This window comes from Streptomyces sp. NPDC029292 (genome assembly GCF_055569295.1).
The window spans coordinates 100,718-119,586 of the sequence record NZ_JBVHXR010000023.1; the positions used below are offsets into that span (position 1 = coordinate 100,718).

Consider the following 18,869-nt stretch of genomic DNA (forward strand, 5'->3'; position numbering starts at 1 on the left):
CGTATGACCGCGAACCGTTCCACGCCATCGCTCGACCTCCTTGCCGAGCAGATCACCGCCCTCCTCAAGGAGCCCTCGACTAGCCACGGTCTCGCCCGCACGCTGCGTGCCGCCGCCAAAGAAATCGAGATCAGCAGGTACCACCAGACCAGCAGCCGGGCATGGCCGAAGGGGCACATCGACGTGGCCCCCGAGACGGTTCAGATCGGAGGTGGCTCCCACCGGATCGACGGCTTCTACAACATCGACGCCGTGCCGCCCGCCGACCTGCTCTGGGACATTCGCGAGGGCATACCGCTGCAGAATGACAGCGTGGGGTTCATGTTCTCCGAGCACTTCCTGGAGCACATCGACTATCCGAATTCCGCCAAGCACTACGCCCGAGAGGCTCACCGCGTGCTCGCCCCAGGCGGCGAGCTCGTCACAGGGGTTCCCGACGCCGCGTTCGTCCTCCGTCACTACCCGGACAATCCAATCCTCTCTGATGAGATGATCGAGCGGTGGTATGCCAAACGCGACTGCCTCGGCGACATCAACACCTTCCTCGACCTGATCAACTACGTCTTCCGCGATCAGGACGACGATCCCACCTACACGCCGCACCTCTGGGCGTACGACAATGAGAAGCTGACACAGATGTTCACCGAGGCGGGCTTCCGTACCGTAGCCCCGTGGGACTTCGATCCCGCGATCGCCAACCCGAAGCGGCAGTGGGGCAGCATCTACGTCATCGCTACGAAATAGCCAAGCCCGCGCTCGACGCATTGCAGATTGGCAACGACCGCACGAGCCTCGCCGCCTTCTCGCTCGGAAATCGACCGAACGTGGCATGACTGATTCCACGAAACTGAGCCAGAGATTTTGGAGACCAGCCCATGGGTGCGGCGCCCCGCCATCCCGCTCTCGACCCCGGCGCTTCAGTTGCTGGCCCATTCACCCGCAGCCAACGGGGGGATGACGAGCGGGGTCGTGGAACATCACGGTGCCCTCACTGAGCCGTTGACTGGGCAGACGTGGGCCCGGCTCGCAGGTGAGCGCGGTCTACTGTGGCCTTGATGCCGCGAACGTCGGTACCGTTCAGCGGGTGTCAAAGCGTCAACTGCGCGCTGGAGAAGGGGAATACGGGTGGAGAGCACTTTCACGTCGCAGCTGAGCCGTGTGCGGGGGCACCGGTGACGATGTCCCCGCCTCAGTGGGCAGCCGCTTTCGACTACCTCGAAGCCGTACTCCTGCAGGACGCGCCGAAAGCCGCATCAAGCGCGCGGATCCTGGCCGCGCCTGGACAGATCGCCTCCACGATCGCCGGCATGGCAGACGAGCTGATTCCGGCCCTCTTGAACCAGGCATTCCAGATCAGCGACACCACGAGCGAGGCCGAGCTCCACACGGCTCACGAGACGATGGCCACCGACCGCGGAGCGCAGGCGTCGGCGCTGATCCTTATGGCTCTGCGTGCATGGGCCGACGACACCCCCACCGACACCGAGGCCCAGGACCTGGCCCTGGTCCTGCTGGGCTGGCTGCAGCTGATGGCCGGAGCGCCTCCCGGCGACCACGAGCAGACCCTGCTGATGCTCGGCTCGGCCCGGCACATCATCCGGGGAGGAACACGGTGAACCGCGACGAACTGCTGCAGGCCGTCGATTACCTGGAGGCCGTCGTCCGCCAGGACACGGCTTGCCTGGCGCAGATCCGGGCGAGCGTGCCGCCGCCGGTCACCCTCGACTTCGTCGCGGCCGGCTTCGCACTGCACTGGATCGCGTCCGTCGGCGAGGTCCCCGACGCCACCATGTCCGTACTCACCGATCTGCGCCGTCCCGCCCCGATCGCAGGCACACTCGACGATCGGTTGATGACGCTGTACGGGCAGACGCTGCTCCACTGGGCCCGTCACCGCGGCAACCGGGACGACGACGCCATCGCCCGGCAGGTCCTCGGACTGATCCGCGCCACCCAGAACACCGACGATGCCGGAGTCCTCGCAATGCTCGCCGCTATCCGCAACGTCCCGCAGGCCACGACCCCGTAAGCCCATGACCCGAGATGCCACAGGCACCGTCCCGCGCGTGCTGTGGCACCGAGGCGGTTTCAGTCATCACCAGGGGGCCATTGTCGCGGTGGTGTCGCCTCTCGCAGGGGTCAGCTGGGAACCACAGCCCGCATGATCACGCCGAGGGTGGCCCAGTCGACCAGCGCATCACCTGGCAGACGGGAGGAGAGCAGGTCCGCGACACGGTGGACCTCCACTGCTCCCGCCGCGGCGGTGCCATCGCACGCCTCGTGCCGGGCCTTGAGCTCCTCGCACTCGTCGTCGGTCAACTCCAGGTAGCAGGTGCGGCGCTGGGCGGCCAGGAGAGCGGACTCCGGCCGGTTGTCCAGAGAACGGAGCCGGTCCCGGTCGATGACGAGGCCGAGTTCGCGGGCCAGCGCCGGTACGCCTTGGTCTTGGTGCTCTCCTCGGAGATGGCGAGGACTGTCGAAGTCCGCGGTCGGCAGGCGCAGGGGGAACCTAGTCGGCCCGGCGATCGGCGGAGGGGCACCGAGGCTGAGGGGGTGGCGCAGGAGGACGACCTCGCTGTCGGTCCATACCGGGTGCCGCCGAAAGGCGATGAGGCTGAGCACGTCGCCCCGGCCGACGACCAACTCCTCGGTGACGAGATCGTCGGGGTGCCTCACCTGTGCGGTGATCGCCCACCAGGAGGCTTCTCCCGGATGGCGGGGATCCGCGTGCGTCCAGTCGATCGTTGCGGCATCGAGCAGCCGGCCGGCCTGGCGCAGGGCATCCTGCCATTGGTGGTAGCCGTAGTTGCGTACGACGGGGAGCCGTACCTGGCGCTCCCCGCCCTGGCGGCGCCAGCCGCGGCCGAGGCGGTTGAGTACGGCGGCGGCAGCATCGGCCGGAGTCGGTGCCACGGGGACGGCATGCTGCCCCGCCCACCGGCGGGTTGCCTCGTCAGGTGTGGCCACGTGCAGGATCAGACGGTCACTGGCCCCTTCAAGATCAAACGCGAGTCCGGGCTTGTGGAGAGCGCCGGGCCCGGGGACCGGTGCGCGCGTGCTGATGATCTCATCGGCCCATGCGTAGGCGTCGCGAAGCCACTGTCCCTGTTCATCGGAGGGCATCTGGCCGTCGGGCCGGTGGGGGACGAGCACGACGAGGCGGTCCACTTGCTGCCAGCAGTCCTCCAGCACCGTGATCACGCTGTGCTGCCAGGACGCATCGGGCTCCGGGCCGGCCAGCAGCACGCAGGCGCCCCACTCCATGGGCATGGGCTGTCCTGCGTGCACCACGGCGAAGCGCCGGTCCCACTGCGGCAAGGGCATCACCTCCGCCGGGGCGATGTTCGCCCTGCCATGACGGTCATCGAAGCTGATCGTGAACGAGGCTGGCGGCTCACAGCACGCCCGCTGCTCGTCATCGACGCTCCAGGTGACCGCGTGCAGCCGACCGCTGCGCCCCTCGTGCACACCGCCGGTCACCAGCACCTCGCCGTATAGAGGCGGCGCGCCGCTGGCCGGCAGGAGCAGTCTGTCGAGGAACTGGATCAGGCGCTGCACGCTGTGCTCGAACACGGTCTTGCCCGACGCCTTATAGCCGCCGTCTCGGCCCATCGCGTCGTGGGCTGCGAGTTCCTCTGACGTGAGGGTGTCCTCGAAGGGGATGCCGTGGGGTGCCTGCAGGGCGGCCCACCGGCGCCAGATCCGGCCTTCCAGCGGGGCGGGTGCTGCAAAGGCGCCACGGTCACGGACGACGGCCTCGATCTCCTGCGTGAACAGGTCTTCCAGGTCCGGGCGGCCGGTGAAGTGTCCGTGCTCATCGACGAGGGCGTCGATCCGGATGCGGGTGAACTCTTTCCGCCCGTCCGCCACCGTGGTGGCGACGTGGTCCAGGGGGCCCGGCAGCAGGGCGGCCAGCGTCTGGTGCAACTGCTGGGGATCACCGAGCCGGTAGCGCACGGACCACAGCGAGATGTCCTCGACGGCGGCGCCGTCCTCGAAGGCCACCAGTGCAAGGATCAACGCGAAGACGTCCCGCTCGCTGCCGTCCAGCGCGTGCTGCTGCAGGGCTCGCGCATACGCCGCTTTCCAGTGCGGTACAAGGCTGTTCGGCATGCCGAGATCCTATCCAGCAGGCAACTGCCCATCCCCCTGGCTGAGATGAACCTGCGACCCCACGGCGCCCGGGGACGCGCCCCGGCGGCCAACGCACCCTGCCGCCGAGCGGGTGCCTCTTGCGGGACTGCTATAGAAGGGGGCGGGATCCATCCACCGGCTGCGCCGAATGGACCTAGATGTGGGGTGAGTTCGCTTCAGTACTCAACGTCCCCGCTCACCGCGGCCATCATCGTGGACCGTACCGCCCCCAGAAAGTTCCAGGCCGGCCCCATCTCCTCCCACAGCGAGCGGCGAGGAGGCTCCTTCTCCCAGGCGGCAGCGATGTCGTACCGCAGCCGGGCCGCCACGTCCTTTGCTGCCGCACCTGAGTACCGGGTGCGGTAGCCGATCTCCTCAGCGGTCGGCTCCGGCAGGGTGGTTTGCTCCCAGGCGGCCAGGACTGCGTCCGCGTGCTGCACGACCGGCTGCGCGCCCCGGACGTACAGGTCAACCAACTCGGTCATCGGTGAGCCGGCGGCCAGGCGCTCACGCCACTGGGGCAGGAATTCCTCCCGCAGCAGGGTGATCTCCTCGGCCAGGACGGCGACATTCTCTGTGTGCAGGCGCAGCGTCCACGGCTTGGCGCTTGTATCCCGGGGAAAGCCCGGGTGCTCCGCCTCCTGCAGGCTCTGAACCAGCTGGAAGAACTCCGCACCGCACTTGATTTCCTCAACGGTGGGCCGCCATTCGTACCGGTTGAGCGAACGCGCGATCTCGCTCACCCTGCGCTGGTCGAGGGTCTGGGTCATGGCCGCTACCGTATGAGCGAAGCCGCCATGCCGCCAACATCGCCCCGAGCCCCCAGCCTCGGCCGCGGGGATGCGCTGCAGGAGCCGCAAGGCGGCGACGGACGGTTCGGCCGAGTTGATGGTGGATCCATCGTGTGGCAGAAGTTCCGTGGGGGCTGTGTAGCCGTCACCCGGTTCAAGGCGCACGCGAAGGCCGCGAAGTCGATGGCCAGCAGCGACGTATCGGCGCACGTCCTCGGTGTGGGGGTAGTGGTGGTCCAGGTCGCTGTAGAGGGTGCGGCAGATGTGCTGTACGTGAGAAGCCAAGATCGACCCCCGTCCACACGATGGCCGCGTCCTGGCACCTCTGGTCGTGATCGGGGTGCTCAGTAGACACGACGGCGAAGGCGTTCCGACTCCACCCGCCGGGCCACCCGGAGCCGGCGGGCTTCGAAGGCATCCTTGTCGTCCTCCTGGTCGGGGTAATACCGGGCCCGCTGCTCGGCTTCGGCGAAGTACAGGGCCAGCTGGATGCGCCCTGGGCTGACCAGCCGGGCGTCGAAGGTCTCCGAGCTGCCGCCCTGTGGCATCTGCTCGCGGGTCAGGAAGCCCTCCCTCCGGAAACGGAGGGAGGGTGTGGCGCGGGGTGTGCCGCAGTGGCGGCATTCTGCGATGCGGCCGTGTCCAGGTAATCCGTCAATCTTGCGGGCGCCGAACCCGGTCGCCTCCCACACCGGCGTCGCAAGCCCGTCGAGGACGCGTCGTTCGATGGCTGAGGCGTCCAAAGCGGTGGGGGTACCGAAGTCGGCGAGCAGCACCCAGCCGCGGCGCTGATGAACACCGATCCTGCGTTGCCTCGGCTCCAGGCAGATGCCCGTCTTGACGGCCCCGAAGTCCGGGTGGTGCACGGCGTAGACGGCAGCGGGCAATTCCGGTGACAGTCCCATGACAGAGGAGATAGCAGAAGCCACTGACACCACCATCGCCCAACAAGGTCTTCTGGTATATGGCCACTTCGGCACTGTTTCGGTTGAGCAACGTGCCGTCCTATCTTCTCGCTCATGCCGTGGATGACTTTGGCCAGCGCCATAGTCGGCGCCGTGATCGCGACCGCTTCTGCTGCCCTGCTCGACCGCAGTCGGTGGCGACGCGAGCAAGACGACCGCCTCGTTGGCGTAAGGCGCATCGTGTACGGCGACTACCTCGCATGTCTCTCCCAGAGCCGCAACGCTTTTCGCAGCCTGGCCCGAAACTCTGACCTGGATCCTGGTGAACGGGAGCGCTCCGCCCGCGACAGCTTCGCCCCTTGCTACGGCATGCGTTACCAGATGTCGATCACGGCCGCACCCGGCGTTTTGGCCGCGTCCGAGGACGCCTTCCGTCGCCTGCGTGACATGCGGGACCTCACCGCTGTTGGCACCCTCGCCGAGGATGAGGCGTATGCCGCCAGCCGAGCCGAGTATGAGGCTGCGCTCACCCGGCTACGCGACGCGATGCGCCGCGATCTCGGAGCCGACCGCGAGTCCGTTTAATTGGCACGCTGCTAGGCCAGGCCGGAGCCGTCGGCAGGAGGGCCCACAGCCACTGCAGTCGCGGCATCATCCGTGCCAACCAACGGTCCTTGCGCTCGTGTCCCGTCGCCGGGCGAATACTCAGGGCGCTGGCCTTCACCAGCTGGCCAACTTGCCTCGGAAGCTGCGGTCGAAGACCCACGTCCGGGCCGCACGCCGGGGCCCAGGGGGACCGCTTAGAGGCCGGGTACCAGTTCCACCGAGCCTGCCGAGAAGTGGAAGCACAGATTGCCGAACACGGTTTCGGGGCGCGGCTCGGTGTCGCCGCCATGGTGGTATTCGAGCACGGCGCTCGTCAGGTACTCGCGGGTCCGGTGCCAGTCCAGCAGCTCCTCTTTGGCAACCGACGTGGCCCACTCCGGAAGGTCCGGACCGGTTTGGACCGAGTGGAGCAGGACGTCTAGGGCGTCGTACCACTCGGCGAGCTGAGCACGATGATGCCGTACCAGCTTGTCGACGCCCCCGGCCCCATCCTTGGCCGCCACCGCGCGTAGATCCTCGCCTTGGAGGCAGGATTCGCGCGCCTTATACCTTCTGTCCACGTACCTGGCGTACTGCAGCCGAAACTCCGGCGGAATCCGCGCCCCCTCACGGCTTCCCCAACCGGCCTGGAAGTAGTCCGCGTGCCAGGTCGGCACGTCCGACCGCGGCACCAGCCGCACTTCGGCATCCCCGTCGGTCACCGTGTGGACGGCGTTGCCGACCCGGCACCACGAGGCGTCATCGGCGAAGCATTCCCGCAGTGTTTCCCTCAGTTCATCCAAGTCACCGTAGAACCCGCGTACCAGCGCGACCGACGCACTGGCGACAGGCAGATCGGCGAATGAAACGTCCAGGGCGGTGATGTCGAGACGGTCCTCGGTTACTTGGATTTCCACCATCGTCATGACCGGAGCGTCGCGCACCCCAGGATGGTCGGATCGGCGACACACTTACAGGTCACCCGTCCGCACCGGGTAGGGCTCGCTCACGTCTGCCGCGATCGGGGCGAGGGCGGGCCTTTCGCCGTGGGTGGCCCTCACCGGTTGCCGCCCCATGTGCTCCGGCTCCTCGAAGCCCATGAAGCGGAACCGCCGGCCCCGCCGGTGCCCACTGCGGCAACCGTGTTGGTGGACGTCAGCGACGACCGCGCGCAGACGCCCCCCAACTGGTTCGAGGGGTGTGTCCGCTACCGGTAGCGGCCCTAAGAGCAGCACGAGCAGGCTCACGCTGCTGGATAACTCCATCAGACCCTGCACTCGGGGGACAGGGGCGGAAGCACGACTTGGTGCAGATCAGTAGCTGTTGCGCCGACCGCGTCGCCAGGCCCAGAGTCCGCCAACGGCCGCTATGCCAAGGGCCTGGAACGCAGCGCCGGTGCCGCCCGGGGCGCCAGCGACCTTCGACGCGGCGAGGATTCCTGTGACTATGAGGGTGTACGGCAGGAGGAAGATGATGAGGCGGCCGTTGCGTATGGGATTCATGCGTCAAGTATGCGCATTTGTCCACTAGTTGGCCAGGGCAATCCTCTGCGCCTGCCGGTTGATGGTCTGAACCGCCGAGTCGCCGTTCGGGATGGCGATGTCCTGAAGGAGTTTGACGACATGCGGGACGAATGCCTTCGCGTCCTTGGGCTGAAGTCGACACCAGCAGCTCAGTGCGTTGCCGACGGCGCGGACGGTGGAGCCGTGCTGTGGCCCGAGGTGGAGGTGCCACGACCGAGCCATGAAGATCCATATCTGCAGGCCGAATTGGTAGTCCTGGGCGAGCCAGGCGATGTCACCGCGTACGAGGCCGGCTGCCAGGGTGTACAGGTGGCTTGGGCCGTACTGGGTGGACAGCTCGGTGAGTAGCTGATCGGCATCGTGGGCCGCTTCTGTGAAGCGGTTCTGGTTGGCGGTTGCGCATGCGGCAGCGAGCCGTCCGCGGTAGGGCTCAGGCAGCGGCTCATACGGCCGGGCGGCTGGCACGGGATCCGCGGTGTGCGGCGATGTGGGAGGTGCCGGCCTGACGGTCGACTGCGGCAGGTTTGGGTTGTCGAGGACCCGCGCCTCGCCGTCCAAGGGATGGCTCGTGCCGTCGGTGTTGACCTGGATCGATGTCGTGTACCGGGCCTGCTCGTCTTGGATCACTGCGCGGATCGGCATCTCCAGCGCAGCAGCCTCCAACTGGAGGTGGGCCAGGACGGCTTCGTTGACGGTGACGCCGGGGGGTGGGGTGAAGTACTCCTCGTCAATGAAGCAGATCCCATCCGGAGTGATCCGAACCTGCACCGCATCGGGAGGTATTGCGTTCACTGCTGATCCACCTTCTTGTCCGGGAGGAGCGGGATGGTGCTGATTCCGCCGGCGCTCGGGAAGCTCGGCTCGGCCCATCCGCGGTACCGCAGCCGCCAGGCGCCGTTCGTGAGCTCTTTCCGCGGAACGACCGCGATCTTGCCCTGGCGTGGGTAGTCGTCACCGACGTCGTTGCTGGCGACCTGGTCGTTGCCCAGGTAGAGGGCGACGTGCCCCGCTGACTCGCCGGTGTCGTAGAAGAGCAGCGCTCCTGGGGGTGGTGACACGTTGCCGGGGTGAGCGAGCCCTGCGTCCACGAGACGGTTCCAGTGAACGTTGGCGGTTGCGGATCCGGAGGAGCCCCAGCCGTAGACCTGAGCGACGAAGTTGTCGCACATCCGGTACCAGCCTGTCTTGCCCGCCTCGTTCCGGGCGCTGGCAATGGCCTGGGCAACTGTCCGCGGATTCTTGACCTTGAACTTGGTGTTGGGGTCCTTTCCGTCGGAGGCGGCAGGGTCGTCGCAGCCCGTGCTGATCGAGGTCACGGCGTGGGTTCCCCAAGTTTTGGCCACGAGTGAGCCGGCTGCCGACTCCCATTTGGCGTACTCGTTCCGGTACTTCTCGGCAGGACGTTGGATGCTTGCGGCAACCTTGGTCAGGGACTTCTTCTGCCAGTTGTCGGTCTTGATGAGTTGGTCGTAGAACTTCCCGGCCGCGTACACGGGATCGGTGAGTTCATTGACGGTGCCCCAGCCCTGTGAGGCCCGCTGCTGGAAGAGTCCAACGCTGTCCAGGTGACCGTGGTGCAGGTTGTCGAGCGTGCTCTCCTGCATGGCAACCGCCACGGCGATGACCGCTGCCCGAGGCGAAAGGTGCCGTGTGCGGGCAACGTTGGTGATCGTGCTTGCGTTGCGTACCTGTCGAGCGCTCCACGTTGCGCTCTTCTGCGTGCCTTCTGGGTGTAGCGGCACGGTCACCTGGGTTTCGCTGGCTTCCTGTGTGCCGTCGAACTTGGGGGCTTCCCCTCCCGCGCCAGCTCCGCTTTCCCCGTCTCCAACCGGCTGGAGGCCTGTCTGGCAGGTGTTGGCGTTGGCTTCGGTCGTGGCACCACTGACCGCGAGAACACAGAGCGAGAGCACCGAGGCACCTGCCGCGGCGACGCCTACGGCCGTCTTCCCTAGCCCATTCATCCGACCCTCAGTCATAAACGTGTGTAGATGACAGGGTGATCAGTGAACCGCACTCGCGAGGTAAGAGCTACCTGCGGTTGGGTCCCGTGAGGTTGCCGAGAGGCGGGCATGTCGAGTGTGTGGCGACGCTGGGCCGCAGTCATCCGCTAGTGCTTGCGGCGACTCAAGGGGCTCCCGTGAGCGCGATCCGGTACCGCATGGATCGGTCAAATGTCACTATGAGCTGCTCATTTGCAGAACCTGTAGGGCTAGCGGTCGAGACTGGGAGGGATCCGCAGCCTGCGCCTGACGCCTAGTTCGGGGGCGCCCCTCAGGCCGCACTCCTGGCGTTGTGCGGTAGTCTCTCAATCTGTAAACACTTGTTGTCAAGTTTGCATGTATGTACCTTCCACGTCACGGCCCGGGTTCGGGTCTGCCTCCGAAGCGAGGGTGGAAGGGAGTCGGGGGATGCCCGTTTCGCAACACCTGGTGGATCTTGCTGCGAGTGGTGACATCGGCACCCTCGTGAACGGGCTGTCCCCGGACTGGGGTCCATTTGGGCAGCTGGGGACAACCGGACGGACGGTGATCCAAGCCCTGATGGCCGGCGTCGTGCTCGTGCTGCTGGGTCGCGCGATCCTCGGCGCCGTGCATCTGAAGGTGGGTGAGGGTCAGCACGACGTGGCCCAGGTCAGCAAGGGCAAGAAGGAGATCGCCGGCAGCCTCGTGGGGGCCTTCGTCGTCGCCTCAATAGGGACAATCTTCACGATCGTGTACGGGATGGGCATCTGATGGCCCGCCAGAGCATCCCTGGTAGGGGTACGCGAGTCCTGGTAGACGAGACCCCGACGGACGCGAAGAGCGGCAAGCCCTGGTGGCGTGGGATGGCCATCACTGGAGCGATCTTCCTCGCACTGGTCATCCTCGCCGTGTTCATGAGCCTGTCCGGCGGAAGCAGCGGATCGACGTCCGATGGCTCGCCTGGCAGCCCGAGCCAGACCGCACCAGCGGAGAGGAACACCACTGGAGGGGACACCAAGAACACAGCGAGGAAGCTCGTCAACGGTGTCCCGATCGGCTACACCCACAACCAGGCCGGCGCTGTCCAGGCAGCGGTGAACTACCAGGTGGCACGATCGTCTGCCGCCTACTTCACCGATGAGAAGGCCCGGCACGCGACTCTCGCCGCGATGATGACAAGCCAGGCGCTGGACCGGCAGATCCGCAACGACGACAACGGGATGCAGCAGGTCCTCACGTCACTGGGTGTCACCAGTGCCAACGAGGACGAGCTGGTCGCACGAGGTGCGGCGATGGGCACCCGGGTCACCACCTATACCGATCAAGTGGCCACCGTTGAGGTGTGGATGGCCGGGCTCGTCGGTGTCACGGCCAAGAGCGCCCCGATGCCCGTGTCCGCGTCGTGGACCACCTACGCGATGACGCTGCAGTGGCAGTCCGGTGACTGGAAGTTGGCCTCGATCACATCCGTCAACGGCCCGACCCCTCTGGATGCAGGCGGCGACGACCCCACGAGCGTCGACGAGTTCCGCACGGCAGATCGGGAGTTCAATGCGCCCCCTTATGTCGGCTGAGACTCGCTACCGGGTACGCACCCGGCTGACCTGGGTCACCGGCCTCACCGCCACGATCTCCTTGATGCTCGCCCCGAGCCAGGCCGAGGCGAACGACTTCAGCGACTGGTCATGCCAGAACATCCCGTTTGCAGACAAGGTCTGCAATGTCGTCGAGAAGACCAATCAGGCGATCGACTTCGCGAGCGATCCCTTGGGGTACATCGCTCAGTTCTTCAACAACGCCGTGACCAGCATCTTCACCCAGATGATGAAGGCGTTGGGGTCGACCACGAGGATCGACTGGCAGGACCCCGGTTTCATCCGGACCTACACCATGGCGTTCGCCGCGTCCACGGTATTGACCGTGATCTATTGGCTGATCGCCGTGGCCAAAAGGGCGATTCAGGGAGTGCCGCCGCTTCAGGCGCTGGGGGAGTCGATCGGCTTTCTCCTGATGTCGGTGCTGGTCTCCGCCTTCGCGCCGCTGGCCATTGCCTACACCGTGCGCATCGTCGATGAGGCTGCCGAAGCCATGTTCAAGCCCGTGGCCGGAGACGCCGCCGACATGGTGGTCACCGTCACGACGGCGATGCTCGCGCTGATGACGATCCCCGGCGGCGCCATCATCGTGATCTTCTTCGCCCTGGCGCTACTGGCGGCGGTCGCCGGCGTGTGGCTGGAACTCATCGTCCGCAACGCACTGATCCTGTCCGGACTCGTCTTCGGTCCGACCGTCTTCAGCGGACTGGTGGACCGTGACCTGTGGGGGCACACCAAACGATGGTTCGGCGTCATGGCCGCGATCATCGCCTCGAAATACGTGACATTCACGGTCATCGCGCTCGCCTCAGGCACGCTCGCCTCCGACAGCCCCAACAAGAGCTTGGCGCAGTCCTTTGCCACCGTCTTCACCGCTCTCGCGCTGTTGTTCCTTGCCTTCTACATGCCCTTCCAGCTCTCGAAGTTCATCCCCGGATTCGGCGACGAGCTGCGCGACATGTACGCAGCCCGCGACGACCTCAAGGGTCGAACCAAGAACCTCGGAAACCAGGCGGGCGACTCCTACGGAGAACTCAAGTCGCGTATGGGCGGGGGCGACGGCGGCGGATCCGGCGAGGACGGCGACGGAGAAGAGGCCGACGCGGCGGACGGCGACGCCATGAGCGGCGGAGAAACCGAGGGAGCCACCGAAGCCGGAGCGGCCGAAGGAGCAGCTGCCGCGACCGGTGTCGGCGCGGCAGCCGTCGCCGCGGAGAAGGGCGTCGACAAGGCCAAGAACGAGACGGAAGCCGCAGTCGAGCGCGGTGTCGACGGGGCGACCGCCGGTCTCGACTCCGGCGGCTCAGCTGCACCGTCGTCCGACAGCAGTGACTCCGACGGCAGCGGTGGCCCCGCCGGCGGAGGGGAACCGCTGTCTCCCGGCAGCGCTCCCGGAGCCGGAGGACCGGGCAGCCCGACGGCCGGCGAGGAGCCGATGGATCCGGCGGGCCCGCAGTCCTGGCCGCCGCCAGAACCCCCCGACGAGCAGCCGGAACCACCTCCGCCGGACGAGGAGATGCGCTGATGCCCGTCCCGTCGCACGCCCAGGAGTAGTTGTGGCACGCACTTTCACATACCCCCGGCCGAGGCCTCGCGGACTCCTCGGCCGGAAGCTCGAAGCCGATGAGCAGCTCGTCTTGGGAGCCGGGCTCGTCGGCGGACTCCTCGCGGCCTGGATCCTCGCGGGCATCGTGCTGAAGATCGTCGGCTTCGTACTGATCGCGGGCACCTGCGCCTGGGCAACTCTGGCGCCGTACAAAGGGCGGACCTACGTCCGGTGGTTCGAGATCAAGCGGACCTACAAGAAGCTGCTGCGCGACGGCTCACTGCTGTACAAGTCGAAGGCGCCGTACGCAGGCCGATTCGCCGACGGCCGCCGCGTCCCCGTCGACGTGCCCGTCGGCGTACCCCGGAACATGCAGTGGATCACGGCACGCACCGCCTTCGGCGAGATCGCGATCGTGCTGCAACCGGACGAGCTCATGTTCACGGCCGTCGTCGAGGTGGAAGGCCAGCGCGACTTCGGCAGCCTCGACACCGCAGACAAAGAGGCTCTGATCCGGGCCTACGAGCACCTGCTCAAGACCACGGCCGACAGCGGAGGCCGAATCCGTCGCCTTCAGTGGATCAGCCGGGTCATCCCCACCGACCCCAACGCCCACGCCCGGGATGCCGCCGACCGACGCGATGCCGACAGTCCGTCGTGGCTGCAACAGTCGTACGACGACTTGATCCGACGCGTCGCGGTCACAGCAGAAGACCGTCGGCTGCTGCTCGTGGTGGGCATCCCCTATACCTCCGATCTGGTCGCTGAGGCCCGCCGCTACAACACCCTCCACGAGGGCTATGCGATCACTCTCGGGCAGGAGATCGAGAGCTTCATCCGGACGCTGGGGCGCGGACAGCTGCGCCACGTGCGTAACTTCGACGAAGCCGGTTTGGCCTCCTACCTGCATCACTCGTACGACCCCAGCCATTGGATCGACGACACCACCGGAATGGACCGGGTCACGTGCTGGCCGGCCGTACTGGATGCCCGGAACAAGAGGTACATGGCCTCCCGCAGCTGGGAGGCCTCCGAGGACAACTGGTACTCGATGACCGCCTGGGTGAAGGAACTGCCCGTGCTCCCGGTAGGCATCAACTTCCTCGCACCTGTCTTGCTCTACATCCAGGACATCATCCTGTCGGTGTCCGTGGTCATGGACCTCGTCAGCACCGACAAGGCGATCACCGAGGCGATGGCCGACGCCACCAACGAGCTGGGCCAGGCGGACAAAAAGGCCGGACGCATCGAGGACCCGCGGGAGCAGAAAGCCCAGCGCGCCTCGCTCAGCACCATGCGCGACATCGCCGACGGCGCGGCGGGAACGCGGCTCGCAGCCTGGATCACTGTCACCTCGCCCACCCTTGAGGCTCTGCGCAGGGATGCCGACACCGTACGCGCCGGTGCAACCCGCGCCGGACTGCGCCTGGAATGGTGCGACGCCGAGCACTACCGAGCCTTCGCCAACACCCTGCCCTTCACCGCCGGACTCCTGAAGGAAGGGCTGTAGCGATGCTGGAGATGCTGCGGCGGCAGTCACAGACTCGGCGGCGGGCGATGCGCTCGACCACCAGCCACGCCTGCGGTCTCTACCCGGCGGTCGGCGCTGCCAGCATGGACCCCCGCGGCGTGATCATCGGCCGCGAGGCCTACAGCGGCAAGGCCTACATCTACGACCCGTTCATCCTGTACAACCCGCAGGCACGCGTCCGGCTCGCCAGCGGGCACGCGCTGATCTTGGGTAAAAGCGGATACGGCAAGTCCGCACTGGAGAAGACCTACGTCCTGCGCCAACTGCGGTTCAAGAACCGGAACTTCGCCGTTCTGGACGCGCAGGGCGAAGACGGTGCCGGTGAATGGGACGGCATCGCCCGGCAGCTAGGCATCACGCCGATCCGCCTGGTCTACGGCGCGGGTGACGTCGGTGAAGGGGTGCGGATAAACCCGCTCGACCCCCGGATACCTGCCGAGCACCAGTTCAAGGTGCTCGTGTCCATGATGGAGATCCTCACCGGCACCATCTCCTCCCAGACCAAGTTTGCCCTGGCCGAGGCCCACAAGACAGCAACCGCTGCCGCGCGCGAGCAGCAGCGTGTGGTGATCCTCTCCGACGTTCTGGACGCCCTGACGGCTCCGAAGCCGACACTCCTCGGGCAACAGCCGGTCACGCCCGAGGACTTGGTGGAGTGGGGCCAGCCGGCAGCACTGGCCCTGGACGAGCTGTGCAATCCCAGCAGGGACTTGTCGGGCATGTTCGACGGGCCGACGACGTCAGGGATCGATCTCGACGCACGTTTGATCATCTTCGATTTGACGAAGCTGCCACGCGAGGGCGAAGCCATGCCGCTGCTGATGGCGGTCATCGGGCCCTGGCTGAGGTTCGGCTGGATCAAGCCGAACGACCGGATCAAACGCACTTTGGTCGTTGAGGAAGCGTGGCACATTCTCGCCCACCGGCCGGTCGCGCGATTGTTTGAAGAGCTGGTCAGGTACGGCAGGCGCTTGGGCCTGTCCTTCTGGGCGGTCCTGCATCACCTCGGGGATCTGCTTCTGGAGCAGGCTCCTGAGGCGGCGGCCATCCTGAAATTGACGGCCACCCGGGTCTTGTATCACATGGACCGGGACGAGGCCGAGACCACGGCCGATTACCTGGGACTTCCCGACTGGGCGCGCAAGGCGCTGGCGGATGGATCCAACGTGTGCGCGCCGGGGCGGGGTATCTGGCAGGTGGGCTCGCGGATCAACCTCGTGGAACACATCCGGACACCGTTGGAGATCCGTCTAACGGACACCAACCGCCGGATGTCCGAGACAGGGCCTCGGGAGCTCACGGACCACCACGGCGCACAGGCATCGGCTCCCATGATCCGCCTCCGCAAGGGGGCTGCCGCATGATGCCGAAAGCAGCTACCCCGAAGACCGCGGCACGCCTGCGCCTCGGCCGCGATGCCGTGTGGATCCTCCCGCTGATCGCGGCGTTCGTGCTCACCGCGCTGCTGTGGCTGACCGCGCTCCTGTCCGGCCTCCTGACACACGGACGGCCGGCGGCCATCAGCTGGGACTCCGCAGGCCACGCGGTCGTCGCCGTCTTCCGCCACCCCGGCTCCCCGGCAGCCGCCTGGCCACCGCGTGCGGGTGTGGCCGGCCCGTTCGTGTTCTGGCCCACCTTCCTCCTCCTGCTCGCCGCAGCGACCTGGGGGACATGGAAGACGTACTGGTGGTGGAAGCACCGGGGCGCAGACGGCGCCGACGGGATGGCCACCCGTCCCCAGCTGGAGAAGGCCATGGGCGAGCAACAGGCCCTGTCCCGTGCCGGATCGCTGCGTCCCACGCTCGACGAGCAGCACCCCAAAGGCATCACCATCCGCGACGTCGCCGTCTACATCGGCAGCGCAGACCCCTCGGAAATCCATCTCTGGATCACGATCGAGGAATCGATGATCCTGGTCGCCCCGCCGCGCGAGGGAAAGACATCCCAGATCATCCTTCCCGAGATTCTCGAATTCCGCGGAACGGTCCTCGCCACCAGCAGCAAGACAGACGTCCTCTACAACACTGCACTTCTGCGGCAGGAACACGGCCCTGTCTGGGTCCTGGACCCGACAGGCCTGTCCGGCTGGCCGAATCAGCTGCGCTGGCCGTTGACCGCAGGCTGCGAGGAATACCAGGTCGCGCGCAAGCGTGCCGAGACCCTCGCAGCGACCACAAAAAGCGAAGAAGGGACAAAGAATGGCGGTTATTTCGCGCTCAATGCGAAAACCCTTATTACCTGCTGGCTGCATGCCGCAGCCCTCCACAACCGGCCCGTCCTCGACGTGCTGGCCTGGGCGACGGACCCCGACAACCGCGAGGCCGTCGACCTTCTGGCAGCCAAGGGCAAGCATCTGCTCGCCGCCGCGCTCGCCGGCCAGCACGCCGCGGCCGAGGAGGAACGATCCGCCACCTGGAGGACCGCAGAGCAGTCATTCATCGCGCTCTACGACGAGAAGGTCGCGGCAATCTTCGCCCCGCAGGGGGACGTGGAGGTCTTCGACATCGAAACCTACCTCCGGCAGTCCGGAACGCTCTTCCTGATCGGCGAGGACGAAGAGAGCAGCGCGTTGGCACCGCTCAATGCCGCGTTCGCCAAAGCGATGTTCGACACTGCAAAGAGGGTTGCGGCCCGCAGTCCAAATGGGCGTCTTCCGATTCCTCTCGGCTGCTTCCTGGACGAGCTGGCCAACGTGGCGCCTCTGCCGGAAATTCCGAGCCTGATGAGTGTCAGCGGCTCGCAGAACATTTTCATCATGGCGGTTCTTCAGGGCTATGCCCAAGCCGAGGAGCGCTGGGGTGCCCTGGGCGTGCGGAAGATGTTCGCCAGCGGCACTGTGAAGGTTTTCCTGGGCGGTATCAGCGACCCCGAGGAGCTGAAGTCCTACAGCTCTCTCGCGGGTGAATTCGACGAGGACGTGGAGACGGTCTCCGATGACGGGGACCGGGTCTCGGTGTCCACGTCGGTGCGCCGCCGTGCCGTGGTGGAGCCAGCCACGATCCGGATGATCCCGGAGCGCGGCGGGATGGTCTTCCACCGCCGCACTCCCGCCACGCTCGTCACGTTCGTCCGTGCCCACGAGGGGCCGCGGGCAGCGGAGATCAAGGAAGCCACCCGCAGGGCGCACGAGATGGTCGAGGACCGCGTCCGGCTGGAGAAGGCGGGCGGCCATGGCTAGCGGCTTCGATGACATCTTTGCCGAACTCACCAATATCAACGCCGAGCAGGTGCTTCTCAGCGAGCGCGTCAAGCTGCTGGAGGAGCAGCTGGCCGGAGGATCCGGCAGCGGGGAGGCCGACGGCGAGCAGGAACGCCCGGTCGGTGCCCCCGTGCGGTGGGACGAACTCGATGCCGAGGAACGAGCCGTGCTCTGGCCCCAGTTCGTCCGCTGGGTGATCTGGGTCGCCGACCGGTACGAGATGACCACGGATCAGCTGCCCCGCCAGTGCTGGTGGAAGCACGGCGCGGTCGTCGAGGAACTCACGGCGCTGTGGACCTCCCACGAGTCGGCCTACGCCAGCGGGGACGACGGGGGGTCGGCGCCGTACCTGTGGCAAGACGCCCTCGCTCGGGCCGTGGAGCGGATGGGCCGGTTTTGGCTCGGCGCGTGCCGAAACGGCCAGCACCGTGCCCGCCACCGCGATGCCCCGTGGGGCGAAGACGCGGACTACCTCGCCCTGCTCCTGGCCGGGGGCCCCGAACCCGACGGCGAGGCATCAGGCCCGCGCGACGACGACCAGCCCGATCCGGACGAGGACGGCAGCGGATGACGACACGAGCCGGGAGTTAGGCATGGTCATGAACAGGTACGGGCGCGCCGCTCTGGCCCACTGGCGTGAGCATCTGCCTGCCCAGTACGGGATGCTGCCGGACCCGCTGGCGTATTTCACCCGCCTCGGAGAGAAGGCCGCGCGGCAGGGCGGGGAACTGGCGGACGCGATGGTCCTCGCCGGCACGCCCGCCGGCGGTGAGACCGGTGAACAGCGCTCCCGACGGCTCCTTGCGGCCAGGGACGAGGCCGAACAGGTCGTGCTCCGCGAGCTGATCCGCTCACCCGCCGCTCCTTCCCTGGACGACGCCACCGCAGCCCGAGATCTCACCGTGCCGCCATCCCCTATCTGACTCAGCCCACCAGCAGCCCGTTGGGGCCCCGATGCACACAACTGCCCTTTTCGACGTTGGGAGCAGGCGTTGAGTACTCCGCAGCAGCCCGCCGACGACAATTCGATCAACGACAGCGGCTTCCTGCCCGGCCTGGATTTCGGTGACCAGGGCCCTCCGGCGCGGGAAGGGGCTGT

The 18,869-nt window shown here is 66.8% G+C and carries 19 protein-coding genes; 12 read left to right on the forward strand and 7 right to left on the reverse strand.

Annotated elements, in window-relative coordinates; genetic code table 11:
- Positions 1 to 3: 3 nt before the first annotated feature.
- The 3 genes from ACZ4WS_RS38630 (at position 4) to ACZ4WS_RS38640 (ending at position 2,029) form a co-directional block, all read left to right on the forward strand.
- Complete coding sequence (locus ACZ4WS_RS38630; protein ID WP_467987711.1) at positions 4 to 744, forward strand: class I SAM-dependent methyltransferase; 741 nt, start codon at positions 4 to 6, stop codon at positions 742 to 744.
- Positions 745 to 1,307: 563 nt separating this feature from the next.
- Positions 1,308 to 1,616: a hypothetical protein gene (locus ACZ4WS_RS38635; protein ID WP_467987712.1), complete on the forward strand. Its 309-nt coding sequence runs from the start codon at positions 1,308 to 1,310 to the stop codon at positions 1,614 to 1,616.
- Positions 1,613 to 2,029, forward strand: coding sequence for a hypothetical protein (locus ACZ4WS_RS38640; RefSeq protein ID WP_467987714.1), 417 nt, complete (start codon positions 1,613 to 1,615; stop codon positions 2,027 to 2,029). Before ACZ4WS_RS38635 ends, ACZ4WS_RS38640 begins: the two co-directional genes overlap by 4 nt.
- A gap of 110 nt (positions 2,030 to 2,139) precedes the next feature.
- On the opposite strand, the gene ACZ4WS_RS38645 is transcribed toward ACZ4WS_RS38640, so the two are convergent.
- From ACZ4WS_RS38645 to ACZ4WS_RS38655, 3 genes are all read right to left on the reverse strand, one after another.
- On the reverse strand, positions 2,140 to 4,113 hold the full coding sequence (locus ACZ4WS_RS38645; RefSeq protein ID WP_467987715.1) for a hypothetical protein: 1,974 nt from the start codon (positions 4,111 to 4,113) through the stop codon (positions 2,140 to 2,142).
- A 197-nt stretch (positions 4,114 to 4,310) separates the two neighbouring features.
- Positions 4,311 to 4,904, reverse strand: coding sequence for a hypothetical protein (locus ACZ4WS_RS38650; RefSeq protein WP_467987717.1), 594 nt, complete (start codon positions 4,902 to 4,904; stop codon positions 4,311 to 4,313).
- A 365-nt stretch (positions 4,905 to 5,269) separates the two neighbouring features.
- On the reverse strand, positions 5,270 to 5,830 hold the full coding sequence (locus tag ACZ4WS_RS38655) for a hypothetical protein (protein WP_467987718.1): 561 nt from the start codon (positions 5,828 to 5,830) through the stop codon (positions 5,270 to 5,272).
- A gap of 114 nt (positions 5,831 to 5,944) precedes the next feature.
- Between ACZ4WS_RS38655 and ACZ4WS_RS38660 the strand changes: the two genes are divergently transcribed.
- Complete coding sequence (locus tag ACZ4WS_RS38660; protein WP_467987719.1) at positions 5,945 to 6,415, forward strand: hypothetical protein; 471 nt, start codon at positions 5,945 to 5,947, stop codon at positions 6,413 to 6,415.
- Between the two features lie 215 nt (positions 6,416 to 6,630).
- On the opposite strand, the gene ACZ4WS_RS38665 is transcribed toward ACZ4WS_RS38660, so the two are convergent.
- The 4 genes from ACZ4WS_RS38665 to ACZ4WS_RS38680 all read right to left on the reverse strand — a co-directional run bounded on the left by ACZ4WS_RS38665 (position 6,631) and on the right by ACZ4WS_RS38680 (position 9,848).
- Positions 6,631 to 7,341, reverse strand: coding sequence for a hypothetical protein (locus tag ACZ4WS_RS38665; protein WP_467987720.1), 711 nt, complete (start codon positions 7,339 to 7,341; stop codon positions 6,631 to 6,633).
- Positions 7,342 to 7,728: 387 nt separating this feature from the next.
- Entirely contained in the window at positions 7,729 to 7,917 is a 189-nt protein-coding gene (locus ACZ4WS_RS38670) for a hypothetical protein (RefSeq protein ID WP_467987721.1), read from the reverse strand.
- Between the two features lie 24 nt (positions 7,918 to 7,941).
- Positions 7,942 to 8,730, reverse strand: coding sequence for a hypothetical protein (locus ACZ4WS_RS38675; RefSeq protein ID WP_467987722.1), 789 nt, complete (start codon positions 8,728 to 8,730; stop codon positions 7,942 to 7,944).
- On the reverse strand, positions 8,727 to 9,848 hold the full coding sequence (locus ACZ4WS_RS38680) for a hypothetical protein (RefSeq protein ID WP_467987723.1): 1,122 nt from the start codon (positions 9,846 to 9,848) through the stop codon (positions 8,727 to 8,729). The genes ACZ4WS_RS38675 and ACZ4WS_RS38680 overlap by 4 nt, the downstream gene beginning before the upstream one ends.
- A 498-nt stretch (positions 9,849 to 10,346) precedes the next feature.
- Here ACZ4WS_RS38680 and ACZ4WS_RS38685 point away from each other — a divergent pair, with 498 nt between their 5' ends.
- The 8 genes from ACZ4WS_RS38685 to ACZ4WS_RS38720 all read left to right on the forward strand — a co-directional run bounded on the left by ACZ4WS_RS38685 (position 10,347) and on the right by ACZ4WS_RS38720 (position 18,693).
- The gene (locus ACZ4WS_RS38685) at positions 10,347 to 10,670 is read left to right on the forward strand and encodes a hypothetical protein (RefSeq protein ID WP_262505522.1); all 324 of its coding nucleotides are present in this window, start codon (positions 10,347 to 10,349) and stop codon (positions 10,668 to 10,670) included.
- Positions 10,671 to 10,762: 92 nt separating this feature from the next.
- Entirely contained in the window at positions 10,763 to 11,473 is a 711-nt protein-coding gene (locus ACZ4WS_RS38690) for a DUF8175 domain-containg protein (RefSeq protein WP_467987724.1), read from the forward strand.
- A complete protein-coding gene (locus ACZ4WS_RS38695) occupies positions 11,463 to 13,019 on the forward strand; it encodes a hypothetical protein (protein WP_467987725.1) in 1,557 nt (518 codons plus the stop codon). Before ACZ4WS_RS38690 ends, ACZ4WS_RS38695 begins: the two co-directional genes overlap by 11 nt.
- A gap of 31 nt (positions 13,020 to 13,050) precedes the next feature.
- Positions 13,051 to 14,550 (forward strand): SCO6880 family protein, encoded by a 1,500-nt coding sequence (locus tag ACZ4WS_RS38700; protein ID WP_467987726.1) that lies wholly within the window; start codon positions 13,051 to 13,053, stop codon positions 14,548 to 14,550.
- A gap of 2 nt (positions 14,551 to 14,552) precedes the next feature.
- Positions 14,553 to 15,935: an ATP/GTP-binding protein gene (locus tag ACZ4WS_RS38705; RefSeq protein WP_467987728.1), complete on the forward strand. Its 1,383-nt coding sequence runs from the start codon at positions 14,553 to 14,555 to the stop codon at positions 15,933 to 15,935.
- A complete protein-coding gene (locus ACZ4WS_RS38710) occupies positions 15,932 to 17,749 on the forward strand; it encodes a type IV secretory system conjugative DNA transfer family protein (protein WP_467987730.1) in 1,818 nt (605 codons plus the stop codon). The genes ACZ4WS_RS38705 and ACZ4WS_RS38710 overlap by 4 nt, the downstream gene beginning before the upstream one ends.
- Positions 17,742 to 18,341 carry a hypothetical protein gene (locus ACZ4WS_RS38715; protein ID WP_467987732.1) on the forward strand — a complete coding sequence of 200 codons (600 nt, stop codon included), beginning with the start codon at positions 17,742 to 17,744 and terminating at the stop codon, positions 18,339 to 18,341. Before ACZ4WS_RS38710 ends, ACZ4WS_RS38715 begins: the two co-directional genes overlap by 8 nt.
- Positions 18,342 to 18,363: 22 nt before the next feature.
- Positions 18,364 to 18,693, forward strand: coding sequence for a hypothetical protein (locus ACZ4WS_RS38720; protein ID WP_467987734.1), 330 nt, complete (start codon positions 18,364 to 18,366; stop codon positions 18,691 to 18,693).
- The last annotated feature ends 176 nt before the right edge of the window (positions 18,694 to 18,869 follow it).